The sequence below is a fragment of the Acinetobacter sp. ANC 4178 genome, from assembly GCF_004331175.1.
Lineage (GTDB): Bacteria > Pseudomonadota > Gammaproteobacteria > Pseudomonadales > Moraxellaceae > Acinetobacter.
The window spans coordinates 26,090-40,694 of the sequence record NZ_SJOD01000007.1 but is presented as its reverse complement, the minus strand read 5'-3'; the positions used below and the strand labels follow the sequence as shown (position 1 = coordinate 40,694).

Annotated in this window: 10 protein-coding genes; 8 read left to right on the top strand and 2 right to left on the bottom strand. The window is 39.3% G+C overall.

Annotation, left to right across the window (positions count from 1 at the left end):
- The first annotated feature begins 242 nt into the window (after positions 1-242).
- The 3 genes from E0H87_RS14470 (at position 243) to E0H87_RS14460 (ending at position 2,321) form a co-directional block, all read left to right on the top strand.
- Positions 243-1,190, top strand: coding sequence for a pirin family protein (locus E0H87_RS14470; protein ID WP_131324239.1), 948 nt, complete (start codon positions 243-245; stop codon positions 1,188-1,190).
- Between the two features lie 15 nt (positions 1,191-1,205).
- Positions 1,206-1,604 carry an OsmC family protein gene (locus E0H87_RS14465; protein ID WP_131324238.1) on the top strand — a complete coding sequence of 133 codons (399 nt, stop codon included), beginning with the start codon at positions 1,206-1,208 and terminating at the stop codon, positions 1,602-1,604.
- 72 nt (positions 1,605-1,676) lie between these two features.
- Positions 1,677-2,321: a glutathione S-transferase gene (locus E0H87_RS14460; protein WP_131324237.1), complete on the top strand. Its 645-nt coding sequence runs from the start codon at positions 1,677-1,679 to the stop codon at positions 2,319-2,321.
- A 47-nt stretch (positions 2,322-2,368) separates the two neighbouring features.
- Here the strand turns inward: E0H87_RS14460 and E0H87_RS14455 are convergent, their stop codons facing one another.
- Both E0H87_RS14455 and argS read right to left on the bottom strand, forming a co-directional pair.
- On the bottom strand, positions 2,369-2,983 hold the full coding sequence (locus E0H87_RS14455; protein ID WP_131324236.1) for an SPOR domain-containing protein: 615 nt from the start codon (positions 2,981-2,983) through the stop codon (positions 2,369-2,371).
- A gap of 283 nt (positions 2,984-3,266) precedes the next feature.
- Positions 3,267-5,057, bottom strand: coding sequence for an arginine--tRNA ligase (argS, locus tag E0H87_RS14450; RefSeq protein ID WP_131324235.1), 1,791 nt, complete (start codon positions 5,055-5,057; stop codon positions 3,267-3,269).
- Between the two features lie 186 nt (positions 5,058-5,243).
- On the opposite strand from argS, the gene E0H87_RS14445 reads away from it, so the two are divergent.
- From E0H87_RS14445 to E0H87_RS16305, 5 genes are all read left to right on the top strand, one after another.
- Entirely contained in the window at positions 5,244-5,528 is a 285-nt protein-coding gene (locus E0H87_RS14445; protein WP_131324234.1) for a DUF2798 domain-containing protein, read from the top strand.
- 431 nt (positions 5,529-5,959) lie between these two features.
- Entirely contained in the window at positions 5,960-7,660 is a 1,701-nt protein-coding gene (locus tag E0H87_RS14440) for an NAD-dependent malic enzyme (RefSeq protein WP_131324233.1), read from the top strand.
- Positions 7,661-7,855: 195 nt separating this feature from the next.
- Positions 7,856-11,167 carry a type VI secretion system Vgr family protein gene (locus E0H87_RS14435; protein WP_131324232.1) on the top strand — a complete coding sequence of 1,104 codons (3,312 nt, stop codon included), beginning with the start codon at positions 7,856-7,858 and terminating at the stop codon, positions 11,165-11,167.
- An 11-nt stretch (positions 11,168-11,178) separates the two neighbouring features.
- Positions 11,179-13,344 carry a LysM peptidoglycan-binding domain-containing protein gene (locus tag E0H87_RS14430; protein WP_131324231.1) on the top strand — a complete coding sequence of 722 codons (2,166 nt, stop codon included), beginning with the start codon at positions 11,179-11,181 and terminating at the stop codon, positions 13,342-13,344.
- A 253-nt stretch (positions 13,345-13,597) separates the two neighbouring features.
- A complete protein-coding gene (locus E0H87_RS16305; RefSeq protein WP_413773130.1) occupies positions 13,598-14,107 on the top strand; it encodes a hypothetical protein in 510 nt (169 codons plus the stop codon).
- Positions 14,108-14,605 lie beyond the last annotated feature (498 nt).

Sequence of the window (14,605 nt, the reverse complement as noted above, 5' to 3'; positions counted from 1 at the left end):
TTTGTATATAAAATGCACATTTTTCATTGAAATAGGTATCTAAAGCTAAGTTTTTTGTTGTTGTTCATATTTTTTCATTTTATTAGATAAATGCGCTGCATTATATAGACAGCCGTATTTTATTGTATGGAATTTTTATCTTTCAGATAAAGATTTGCATGCAAATTTTAAATTGAACTGGTCGTTTGTAAATGTTATCGCTATGCTGATGGCATTGGAAAAATATAATTTAGGATAACAACATGACCAATAGTAATTATATTGAACTCTCAGATTCAGATGACTGCGAAAAATATATTAACCAATTTATTCAAGAATTTCCTCTACGTTCAGCAGAAATCGGTCAAGGAACCATCATTAAACGCGCCTTACCGAGCCGACACAAACGTATGATCGGAGCATGGTGTTTCTTGGATCATGCAGGTCCAGTTAGCTTTCCGCAAGGCGATGGTTTAGATGTTGGGCCGCATCCACATATTGGCTTGCAAACTTTCACGTGGATGATTGAAGGCACCATGATGCATACGGATAGTTTGGGCTCGAAACAGTTGATTCGCCCGAAACAGGTGAATTTGATGACAGCGGGTTATGGAATTTCACATACCGAAGTTGCCCCTGCAACAGAAACCCATATGCACGCAGCACAACTCTGGATTGCTTTACCGGATGACAAGCAGAATATGGCACCGCGTTTCGATCATTACCCAGAATTACCGACTTTAGAACAGGATCAAGTGGAGTTTACGGTGTTGGTGGGCGAGTTCTTGAATGTAGTTTCCCCTGTGAAAGTCCATACGGAGCTGCTGGGAGTTGATATGAAAGCCTCCGTTTCTACCTCGACGCGTTTGTCACTGAATCCTAAATTTGAATATGGCTTTTTGGCATTAGAAGGTACTGCGGTTGTTAATGGTCATGAATTAAATGATGACAACATGTTGGCACTAGAACCAGGTGTAACAGAAATTACCGTGGAATTACATGAGGGTGCACGTATTCTACTGCTTGGGGGTGAACCCTTTGAGTCTGCAATTTTACTGTGGTGGAACTTTGTCGGGCGTACGCAAGAAGAGTTACAGCTGGCACGCGAACAATGGGTCAATCAAGATGAACGCTTTGGAAATATTCCTGATTATGATGGACCACGTTTAGAAGCTCCTATTTTCCCAGACAAAATGAAAGCATCAAAATAACAAAGGAACCTTAAGATGAGTATTATTGCGCAAGCACAAGTTCACACACGTGAGGAACATTGGTTAGGCGACATCTCAAGTGGAACACATTATTTTCTGACTGATAAACCTGCCTCATTTGGGGGACAGGATTTGGGGCCAGCACCTTATGATTTTATTTGTTCAGGCTTGGTGTCATGTACCATGATCACGCTGCGGATGTATGCACAGCATAAGCAAATTGATTTGGGTGACTTTAGTGTGGAAGTGGAGTTTCACGGCAATAAGGAGGGGCAGGAGTGGATTGAGCGTCGCTTATCCTTTCAGCAGCCTTTGTCAGAAGCATTACAACAGAAAGTCCTTGAGATTAGTGAAAAAACACCTGTTACCAAGACCTTATTACGTAGTTTAGAAATACACACTCGCCTGATTTAATCAGGTTTTTTATGTTCAGGAGAATTGCTGCGGTTGAGTGATTGTCCGATATTGGTAAATTGAGGCTAGGGCATGATTACCTTACATCATTTGGAGCAATCTCGCTCTTTTCGTATTTTATGGGCTTTGGAAGAGTTAAATCTGAGTTATCAGATTCAGTTTTATCGACGTTTAGTAACGTTTGCGGCCCCGCCTGAACTGAAACTGGTGCATCCCTTGGGTAAGGCACCTGTTTTGACCGATGGAGAAGAGAGTATTGCTGAATCGGCTGTGATTTTAGAGTATTTACAAGAACAGTATGATGCACAGCAACAGTTCAAACCGCAGGATCATGCCAATAAACAACAATACCGTTATTGGATGCATTATGCGGAAGGTTCATTAATGCCGCTGTTGGTCATGCAATTGGTGATGAGTAATGTGCCGCAGCATGTTCCTTTTCTGATTAAGCCTGTCGCGAAAAAAATTACCGCAGGGGTGAAAGCAGGATTTATTCAACCCCGCTTAAAAGATCATGTGCAATTTTTGGAAAACTATTTGGCTACCCATGATTATTTTGCGGGTACGTTCTCTTTTGCAGATATTCAGATGAGCTTTCCTTTGCAGGCTTTGTTGACAAGAACACAGGGGCAATATCCCAATATTCAAGCCTTTATTCAGCGTATAGCCGAACGTCCTGCATTTGCACGAGCGAAAAGCAAAGAACAGGCTTTATAATGATTCAAACATAAAAAAAGATGCCGAAGCATCTTTTTTTATGTTGCCTAGCGTTTGACGACAATGGAGTCGATACCGCTATGCTGCAAGGTTTGTTGTGCAATCACGGCAGCTTCTTGTGAATCATAAGGCCCAGACACCACACGATACCAAGTTTTACCGCCTTCAACGGTTTTCACCACATCGGCGGATAATCCATTCAAGATGATTTCAGCACGACGTGCATCGGCACTGTCTGGATCTGGATAGCTACGCACCTGCAAAATATAACTTGGTTTATGTTCCGCAGGTGTGGCATTGGTTTGTGCTTCAATTGAATCAGTTGCAGTGCTACTTGCCGCCTGTTCTGCTTGCGGTGCTTCCACAATGACCACAGTGCCTGAATCTTTATTTTCGGGAATAGCCTGTTCAGGAATCGGGGTGACTTGTTGTTGTGGCAGCAAATCGTAAAAACGATAATCCTTATTGGTTTCTTCCTGATAGTGTTCAGATGTGACTTGGCTTTTAGGTTGAACAGGTGCCCACGGTTTCCACAGCATTAAAGCAACTGCAAAACTGAGTACGATGAGAATAACCACAAGCGTACCTAACCACGCTGGAATCAGCGGTTTTTTCGGTTTATTTGGTCGTTCTGAAACACCGCGTTGCGTTTTTCCAAACACGTGGAAACCTCTTTTCTTCTAATCAATACGAGGGACTGACCCATTCTTTTCTTTATTTTAATACTTGACCTCAAGCAATGGAAAGAGGTGCTGTATCAAAATGAAGAATCGCTTTGCAAAACTTAAGTTTCACAAAGCGAGAAATACATCAGTGTTTACATGGCTACTTCGGGCATAGCCCTCCGTCTTGCGACGACGTGCAAAGCAACGCTTTGCTTGTTACATCGTTACCTCAAGCATAGCTTTCGGTCTTGCGACGATGCACAAAGCGTTGCTTTGTTAATTACATCGTCTCAGGTGCAGATACACCTAACAATTCTAAACCATTGCGTAATACTTGTTGTACGTTTACTGAAAGCAAGAGACGCGCTTGTGTAAGTTCAGCATCGTCATTCAGTACTTTATGTTCATTATACCAACCGTGGAATAAAGCAGCCAATTCCTTCAAGTAGTTACCAACCTGATGTGGTTCGTAAGCATTGGCAGCACGCGCAACAACTTCTGGATAAGCAGCAAGCTTGGCAAGAACTTCTGTTTCTGCATCCAAGTCCAACTTATTCGCAAATTGGCGAGCAGTTTCAGCACTGAAATTTACGCTCGTTGCAGCGGCTTTTTCAAGCATACGGCAGATACGGGCATGTGCATATTGAATGTAGTACACCGCATTGTCTTTGCTTTGTGAAACAGCAAGGTCTAAGTCAAAGTCAATGTGTTGTTCAGACTTACGCATGACATAGTAAAAACGTGCAGCATCATTGCCGACTTCTTTACGGAGGTCACGTAAAGTCACGAATTGACCTGAACGAGAAGACATTTGCACCATTTCACCACTGCGCCACAAGCTCACGAACTGAACTAAAAGGACAGTCAGTTTCTTCGAGTCATAGCCCATAGCATCAATCGCTGCTTTCACACGCGAAATATAACCGTGGTGGTCTGAACCCCAGATATCAAGCAGGTCGGTATAGCCGCGTTGTAATTTGTTCAAGTGGTAAGCAATGTCAGAGGCAAAATAGGTGGTTTGACCGTTACGGCGTTTCACAACACGGTCTTTTTCATCACCAAACTCAGTCGATTTAAACCAGATGTTGCCCTCTTTTTCGTAGAGGAAACCACGTTGATCAAGAGTTTGGAGTGCTTCATCAATTTTTTCAGTTAAAGAGGCTTCACTGAACCAGTGATTAAAGGTCACACCAAATTCACCTAAGTCATCTTTAATATCATCTAAAATGGCTTTGAGGGCTGCTTGATGGAAAACGCGATAACCTTTGCCTGTCAATTGTTGTGAATTAAAAATTAAACCATCGATATGTTTTTCTTTGTCGCCAGAAAGTACAACTTTGTTGCCTTCAGCATCGAGTTCTTCAGCATATTGCACATCTTCAGGCACGTCTTTGTAGACGTCTGCTACAGGGTGAACATAGGCATTGCCGTCTTTATCAATAATGCTTTGCGCAATTTCCTTAACGTAGTCACCTTGATAGGCATTTTTAGGGAACACCAGTTCCTGACCTGTTAGCTCTAAATAACGTAAATAAGTTGATGTTGCCAAAATATCCATCTGACGACCCGCGTCATTCACATAATATTCACGATCAACTTTTGCACCTGTGGCTTCAAGCAGGTTCGCAACCGTCATACCGTAAGCTGCACCGCGACCATGACCTACATGTAGGCTAGACGTTGGATTGGCTGAAACAAACTCAACTTGGATGCGTTTTTCTGCATTGACTTGGGTACGACCAAATTGTGTGTTTTGCGCTTGGATTTGATCGAGCACCGTAAAACGCTGATCGGCATTTAAGAAAAAGTTAATAAAGCCTGGGCCTGCAATTTCTGCTTTGCTGATATCAGCCACTTCTGGCAGTGCTGCAAGAATTTTTTCGGCCAAATCACGTGGCTTGATACCCGCAGCTTTTGCACCAATCATGGCGATATTCGATGCGAAATCCCCATGGCTTCGGTCTTTGGTACGCGTCAAAGTGCTGCTGTTGTTCCAGTCAGATGGGAGTACGCCTTCCGCTTGAAGGGATTGCACTGCATGATCGAGCGCTGCTTGTATTGCCGTGTTCATATGAGTCGAGAATAAATGTCGCAGAAAAACAGCAAATATAGCAAATTTCAGACTATAAGGTGAGCTCTTTCTATAGAATGTTTTTTATTCGTCTTGAAATTTTTAGCTGGGTTTTTATGAGATGCATCACATCTTGCTTGAGAAACTATGGCATAGTGAATAAATACAAAACCTTGGAATCGACAGATGACCAGAGAACGTCCTAAAATTATTGGAAATATTCCGAAATTGCCGACAAAGTTTGTGGGTTGGGTGATGCCTTTTTTTCTCTCCTGCTTAATGAGTGGCATTATTTCCTTTATTAATATGTTACGTAATTTGGGGTGGAGTGATACGTTTTTATCGCTTTGGTTTTCCGCATGGATGATGTCGTGGGCAATTGCCTATCCCGTGGTTTTGGTGATGCTGCCCTTGGTACGTAAATTGACAGGACTATTTGTGGAGATGCCTCCCAATCAGCCGTCGAAGTAAGATGAAAAATTAGCAAAGAAATTAGCCAAAAGTCTTAATTTTTACTAAGTATTTGTTTTATATTTATTTATCTATATTTTTTTTGATTTAATCATCATTTTAAAAAATACTGAGTAGATTAAGTGGAATTCACTGTTGAAAATATAATTATAGAAAATAACGATAATCTATGTTTTTCGTTTTGATGATTAACTGACTTAAATGTCTTTATTTTATCAATATATCAGCAATATCTCTAAGATTGGTTTAATTTTTAAATATAAAAAAACAATAAATAAAGCTTCATTTAATAGCGAAATTATTTCAATACCATTATCACGTATCTAAATATACATTACTGAAAAAATAGGGCTAAGCTATACGCCGAATCGAAGGAAATTTGATGACGTAAAGTAATCCTGCTGAGAGGATTGCGCGCACTGAGACTGGTTATGACAACTGCACAATTGAAGACGAAATACCCTTTATACATCCCGTACGCTGGAAACACCCTGTTAGAACTCCCGTTATTAAATAAAGGCTCTGCTTTTACAGAAGAAGAACGCACTCGCTTTAATTTACATGGCTTGGTTCCGCATGTGATTGAGTCGATTGAAGAGCAAAGTCAGCGCTCATACCAACAATACTGCGCTTTCAATGATGAGATAAATAAGCATATTTACCTGCGCAATATTCAAGACACCAATGAGACCTTGTTTTATCACCTGATTGAAAATCATCTGAGTGAGATGATGCCAATTATTTATACACCGACGGTGGGTGAGGCATGTCAGCGTTTTTCGGATATCTATCGCCGTCATCGTGGGATTTTTATTTCATACCCTGACCGTGCACATATCGATGATATTTTACACAATGTGAATAAAAAGAATGTCAAAGTGATTGTAATCACGGACGGTGAGCGCATTTTAGGTCTGGGTGACCAAGGGATTGGCGGAATGGGCATTCCAATTGGGAAGCTCTCTCTTTATACCGCATGTGGTGGGATTAGCCCAGCCTATACATTGCCAATTACCTTAGATGTAGGCACCAACAATCAGCAATTGCTGAATGATCCTATCTATATGGGCTGGAGTCAGCCACGAATCAGTGGTGAAGAGTACTATAGCTTTGTGGATGAAGTGATGGCAGCGATTAAACGTCGTTGGCCGAAAGCACTGATTCAGTTTGAAGATTTCGCGCAAAATAATGCGATGCCTTTATTGAATAAATATCGTGATCAAGTTTGTTGCTTTAATGATGATATTCAAGGTACAGCTGCTGTTTCGGTGGGTAGTTTAATTGCGGCATCACGTGCGGCAGGCAAACAACTCAAAGACCAAATTATTACCTTCTTAGGTGCTGGTTCAGCAGGTTGTGGTATTGCAGAGCAAATCGTTGCGCAAATGGTGGCAGAGGGTTTAACTGAAGCGGAAGCACGTGCACGTGTGTTCATGGTGGATCGTTTTGGCTTGATCACTGAAAATCAGCCTAATTTACTTGATTTTCAACGTAAATTGGCGCAAAAACTTGAAGTGATTGCGACTTGGGGTAATGCCGAAGAACATATTTCTTTATTAGATGTGGTGAAACAGGCCAAACCGACGGTATTGATTGGTGTTTCGGGTCAACCAGGTCTATTTACTGAAGAAGTGATTAAGACCTTGGCGAGCAATTGCGAATCACCAATTGTATTGCCATTGTCGAATCCAACCTCACGTGTAGAAGCGGTGCCTGCGGATATTGTGCAGTGGACCGAAGGGCGTGCATTAATTGCCACAGGAAGTCCGTTTGCGCCAGTGAACTATCAAGGCAAAATTTATAACATTTCACAATGCAATAACTCGTATATCTTCCCGGGGATTGGTTTGGGTGTGGTGGCTTCTGGTGCAACTCGTGTAACGGACAGTATGCTCATGGCATCAAGCAATGCCTTGGCAGATTGCTCTCCTAAACTCAGTGACCCTGATGCAGATTTACTACCAGATATCAATGATATTCAAAAAGTTTCTAAAATCATTGCATTTAAAGTGGCAAAAGCAGCCATGGACGCAGGCGTTGCACCGATGGTCAGCGATGAATTATTACATGAAGCGATTGAGGTGAATTTCTGGAAACCAGAATACCGCCAATATCGTCGGATTACCTTTTAATCCAATCAGTTGATAAAAATTAAAAAAGAGGCGTAAGCCTCTTTTTTATGGATAAGTGTTGAGCCTAAAACATTTCTCAAAAGTATGTGTAGACATGGAATAAAAATACTACAAAAAGAGCTAGACGTAGATTTGGGCGGTTCATTAGAATGTCGCGCTTAATATACGTATAACTTTTAATAACGAATTACAACTATGTTGAATCATATTCATCGTGTTTTAGACCAATTCGGTCTAACGACACTTAAAAGGGCTATTCACGTCCAATTTTCCAATGCGGAGCTGAATACGCAGGTCTTTCTACAGCGTATTGAGGGGAAACATGCGCTCAATGTTGGCTTAGAACTCGAATTAATCTGTTTATCAACCAATGCTCATCTGACCTTAAAGCAATTTATAGGTTGCCAAGTGGCAGTTGACCAAGTGACCGATATGGGGCAATTGGCACGGATCACGGGCATCATTACCCAAGCCAGCCAATTACAAAGCGATGGGGCTTTTACGGTTTATCGCTTGGTGTTGCAAGATGCAACCGCACTTTGGCATAAGCGACGTAATAGTCGCGTATTTATGAATAAAAGCGTGCCTGAAATTAGTGAAATTCTATTTAAGGAATGGCAGGAAAAAAGTGCGCTGTTTAATGCTAGCCTGAGTTTAGATCTTTCAGGGTTAACTCAAAATTATGACGTTCGTCCATTTGTGATGCAGGCGAACGAAACCGATTATGATTTTTTAACCCGTCTATGGCGTAGTGAGGGTATCAATTGGCTGGTCGATGAAACCAGTCTGATAGTCAGCCATGCTTTGCAAGCGATTGAGTCACAAAAGTTAAGATTGATAGATGATCAGTTGCAATTTACTGCTTTGAATCGGGGCATTATCCGTTTTCATCGCAGTCATGCTACCGAGCGTTTTGATAGTATGACCAGTTTAGTAGCACATCGACAATTACAGTCGACTGCCAGTTCGGTTCAACGTTGGCAAGCGGATACTTTGCAACAGGATGATGGAAGTGGCTCATTGTTGAGCAGCCATCAGCAGAGTGAAAGTTATGCCAATGAAAGCCTCAGCTTGGAACAGGCATGGTCAATTACGCCTGCTTGGATTTCAGACCTTACGGGCGCAGATCAGACCACAGCATCAGGGGCGCAGCAATTAGAAAAACTCAATGCGAATTTGGGGCAGTATCAAGCCGCTTGTGCCAAATATTTTAAAGCGCAGACGAGTGTGCGTGATGCGCAAGTGGGTTATTGGTTTGAATTACAAGGACATCCTGAAATTGATCAACACACAGGTGCCGATCGGCAATTTGTGATTTACGAAAAGCAGTTCTATAACCAAAACAATTTGCCCGTTGAATTACACAATCAATTGCGTCATTTGTTGGAGTCTAGTCATTTTTCTCGCAAATCATCTGAAGAGCGTCAAGCCAATGAATTGATGCTAGTCCGTCGACAAATAAGAATTCTACCTGAATATCATCCCCTAAAACATCGCCCAATTGCCTACCCGCAGCATGCTCGTGTGGTTGGACCAGAAGGCGAGAAAATTTATGTGGACGAATGGGGGAGAATTAAAGTTCGTTTTCTCTTTACCCAATCTTCCGATCATCAGCATGACGAAGGTGCAGGTAGTAATCAAAATGACACGGATTCAGCATGGGTGGATGTTTTAACGCCATGGGCAGGTGAAGGCTATGGTGTCCGTTTTCTGCCACGTGTGGGTGAATTGGTGGTGATTGATTTCTTTGATGGCAGTGTTGATCGGCCTTTTGTTACTGGACGTATTCATGAAGCTGAACGTTATCCAACGCGTTTTGATGTAAAAGGACAATTACCTTCGACGAAGAAATTAAGTGGAATACGTTCTCAGGAGGTGGATGGGAGCGGTTTTAATCAGTTGCGTTTTGATGATACGACGGGTCAGATCAGTGCCCAGTTACAAAGCAGCCATGCTGCAACCCAGCTGAATTTGGGTAATCTCAGTCATCCTAAAGAAACTGAGCAAAGTAGTGGTCGTGGGGAGGGGTTTGAACTCAGAACTGATGCTTGGGGAGCAGTGCGTGCTGGCAAAGGCATGCTGATTAGTACTTATGCACAAGAGCAAGCGATTGCTGACCACTTAGAAGCAGCCCAAGCACAGTCTTTGCTTTCACAGGGCTATGACAGTATGAATGTACTGAGTGAAATTGCGGTGAAACAGCAAACGGATGCCTTGAATGTAATTCATCGGTTGCCGAAGTTTATTCAATCACTCGAGTTAAAAACCACAGGGCAAGCGCTAGAAAGCACATTAAATCTGTTCAAAGAAAGTATGAATAAAGATCCAATTCATGCATTAAAAGATTGTGGTGGTTTTATTGCAGATATTGGGGCATTCGGGGGAGATACCAAAACCGTTGTAGAGGAGTTCAATACGTTCTTTAGTGATGCCAAAGATGCTGCTGAAAATTTAAAAGCATTTATTGAAAATGTTGAAGAACATGGAGCTGATCTGGTTAAAGGTAAATTGGCAAGTATCAAGGATCGAATTCAGCAAAACCCTTTTGAGAGTATTCAGGAAGTTGGAAAAGTTTTAGCCAATGTTGATATTCAAGATTTTGACTTGATGAGTGCATGTGGAACTTTTCGCAAAGGAAATAAACTAGAAGTTACACCATCCAAAGCATTAGATTCTTTGCAAGGCTTTATGGAGGGATATACCCAAGGTCTAGAAAGTAGTTCTGATGCAAAGCAGCAAGAACAAGGCAAGATTTTTAGACAGGCATTGATGTTATTAGCATCACCTAATGGGATTGCTTTAACAACACCTGAAAACATTATTTTGCAAGCTTCGCAGGACATTGCGGAGAGTGCCAGTGGTTCAATTAACCTGAGTGCTCAGAAAAATATTATTGGACATGCACAAGACAAAATTAGCTTGTTTGCCGCACAAAAGGGTTTTAAAGCTTATGCCGCAAAAGGAAAATTGGAGTTACAAGCACAGGATGATGCGATTGAAGCAATCGCCAAGAAGGTCATCAAGCTCATTTCTACTGAAGATAAAATTGAACTTACAAGTCCAAAAGAAATTGTACTAACAGCGGGTGGGTCTCAGCTCAAAATTAATGCAGATGGCGTATTTTCAACAACAGGCGGTAAGTTTGAGAGTAAAGCTGGGCAGCATTTGTTTACGGGGGGAGCAAAAGTTTCATATGAGTTGCCTCAACTACCTAATACTCCAACTTTTAGTAATCGTTTAGATGTTTACGATTTATTTTGGGCCAGTGACTTTGGTCAGCTCAGTTATAAGGCATTTATTCCAGATACGAATTCATTTACTTCAGGAACAATTGATGAGCATGGTCGTACAGGAAAAATTAATACAGCAGATCCAGCGAAGGTTCAAGTCCTAGTCGGCTCGGATGATGAGTGGGGGTTACAAATTGAAAGTTTTGATGAGGATGATTTTTTAGTTAATCAAAATGATAGTACCGAGGATCTTGAAATGAATAATAACGAAGATTAAAAGGCTTAAAAATGAAGAAAAAATCATTAGTAACTATACAGATTCTTGACTTATTTGCTAGTCCGATCTCGAAAGTACAATATCAGGTAAAAAATCAGAAAACTGGGCAAGTTATTGCCGCAGGTGCAACGAATTCATCGGGATGTATTGTCGAAATTAGCCGAGATAAAGGCACGGTATTGGATGTTTATGTCAAAAGTATGTTTAATGGTTTAATGGTAAGAGTACAAAGTTTTGTTCTGTCTAAAGATAGAATGTTGGTAAAGATTACTAGCCCAAAAGTACTTTTAGATTTAAAGACATTAACAAATCAGGGAAAGAGTGGGCAGTATAAGAGAAAAACTCATGTTGTAAAAAAAGGTGAAACGTTATTTGAAATTGCCCAAAAAAATCACACAACAGTTCGTGCATTGGCGCGTTTAAATAAGATAGATGATCCGAATAAGATCAGTATTGGTCAAGTTATTAAGTTGGATGTAAATATTCCTGCAACGGGGAATCATACACATCAAGAAAAAAATAAGCAGGCAATACAGAAAAAGAATAAAACACCAAGCGCTAATGCCTCAACAAGTCCAGACGTAAAGAAATCCTCTCAGGTAAGTTCACAGCCTAAACAAGCTAAAGGAATTTTAGGTGATGAAATTTTAAAGCAAGTCAATGAACTTTATGAAGAAGGTAAGAAAACGTTAAATGAAGCCACAAATACTGTTTCCAAAATATTAACGGTTGATGATCGCAGTCAGGATGGTGGAACTCCGAAAGCAGATGCTCCAAATTTATGTAAAACCAATCCACAATGTATTTCAAGCGGTACTAGTGAGCTTATTCGAGAGGTGAATATTCGTTTAGCAGGTTTTGGCGGAGCTTTGCCTACAGATGAGTTTACCGAGCTAACCGCAAAATGTATTAAGCAATTCCAACGGGACTATATGGGGGTTCCTGAAACTGGAAAAATTTGTGGTTCTGTTTTAGTGGCTTTAGATCAAATGTATAAAGATTATCCAATAGCTAGTTTCATGAGTAATGCTAGTTGTGATTGTGGAAAATGCACAGGATTTGGTAATGGAAGAATGGGGGAAAAATCTGGTTTAGCTAAAGCGAATGAGTATTCAGGCTTACACAGATCATTAATCTGGATATTGAAAGCCTTAAATTTTTATTTAAAGAATGATTTTCATAAGAATAAAATTGAAGTGGCTTATATTGCATCTGGTTATAGGTGTATAGAAAACAATAAAATAAAGAAAAGGACAACTGTAAACCATATGGGTTTGGCTCTTGATATTCATTTTAATAAAAAAGGAAAGAGAACAAGGGAATTGGTAGATATGGAATTTATTAGAAAAGAGATAATGGCTAAAAAAATGGGTGCAACAGAGCAGAGGAGTCTAAATAGGATTTATTTAGAGCCAAAAGTATTTAATAATGGAGATGAAGGAGCGGTAACTTGGGTACATTTTGATATAATGGGATTCTCGAAAGAGTATTTTAATAATAATTTTTTTAAAAAAACAGTTTCTGATCTTAATGGGGATAAGTTATTTAATATAGTAAACAAAGCTAATAAAGGTTCACTATTCTCTTGTGCTGGTGTTATTGCACAACCTGACAATATATCTTTACCACAATTAGATGGGAAGTTGGTGTTATCCCGAAATGATATTATTGATATTATGAAAGTTGCAGAAACAGAAGTAATAAAATTTAAAACTGAGAAATTTTTCTATGAACAAGCTGCAGGAGTTGTTGATACTATATTAAATAGAACAAAATCAGGTGTTTGGGGTGAATCAGTGAGAAGTGTTGTTAACGCGCATAGACAATTCTCTAAAATTACTGGACCTAAAGGTTTAGAGCCTTATGGTTCTGTTCAGAGTATGCCATTTACTCATGTTAGTGTAAGGATTAAAGAATTTGTTAATTCATATTTAATAGAAAGATCGAAAGGTAAGAGATCTATCATTGGAGAAAATCTGCATTATGCAAATAAATATTATTCTGATACATATAATAGAAAAATGTGGGTAGATGAATTTCATGATCAAGCAGTTAAAAGTGGATTGGTTTTTGGAAATGGTAAAGCTGTGCATGCGCACGGGACAGTTAAAGAGTTAAAAAGTAAAATGCCAAAACCATTTAAGGTGGTTTTACCAGATGATTTTAAAGGAATTTAAGATGTTTTTTCTTGGAAAAAAATATGTGCTTATTTTATGTTTAGTAAGTCTGAATATTTTAATATCTTCATGTACAAATGCTTCAGAAAAGAAGTGTAAATCTGATAATGTGAATCAAAATTTAAACTGTCTTTCAAAAGATAATTTTTTTTTGAAAAAACAATTAAAAGATAAGAGAAATGATAAAGAAAAAGACTTTAAAAAATGGGAGGAAGAAACTTATAACAAGTGTGAAGGAAGGTTAAATTATAGTTTGGGCGAGGGTGCTGCTTTAGCACGAGAATCTTGCTATAATCAAGAATATAAGACTAGGTTAAATAGCTTAAATCAAGATAAAAAAAGTGCAGAAATATTGAGAAAAATGGAAAATGGTGATGGGTTCTATATAACACCGCTACCTTATAACTCAAATGACCATATCAATTGTATTTTATCAGAGCAAAAAAATAGTTGTAATCGTGTTAATTTAATTGAAAGTGCTAGTCTGATTAAAGTTTATAATTTTATTAATCCAAGCTATGGTGATTCAGTTGTTTTTGCAGAAACGACTAACGGTGTTTTATTAATTGCCTCTCCTTCTTCAGGTGAAGGTGAGAATCCAGAAATAAACCTTATATCTGTGAATAAGTTTGGCTTAGTTAAGAGTATTACATTAGATGCTTCTAAAAATATTTTAATTAATCAAAAATACGAGATTTTATATAAAGAGCATGGTAAAGATTATAAACTAAAATTAAACTCAGAGGGGGAATTTGTTAAATGACCTAAAATGTGAATATTCACATCTACCTTCATTGACATAGAGATATTAATATAACTTTACTTTGAGCATCCATAGGATATTTTGCTATTCATAGCCGCATGGGGTGAAATAGATCATTTATGCTAATTTTTAGTTAGATGGTACAGATCATAATAGTTTAGATTAGAATTTTTTAAAAACTAGTGGCTGAATAATCTATTGCTTCAATAGTGACAAGGGTGAGTAGTTTAGGGTTTACTATTTATCAATCCAAGCTCACCTTTAGATTGATAATTTTTTCCAATGATAAAAAGTATCTTGTGAAGCATAAAGAAGTAAAGTAAATATCTCAGCGTTGCTAGGCAGTGTGAATCAATACATTAGCAGGTATGTTGACATATAAAAGCATGTTTAATTGGATCTAGCTACTTTCAACCTAAGGTTTATTGCTGATAGAGTTTTGCTTAATCAGTCCTAATACAATTGCAGCTGCTAAAGCTGCATTGGGATTATCTGGTG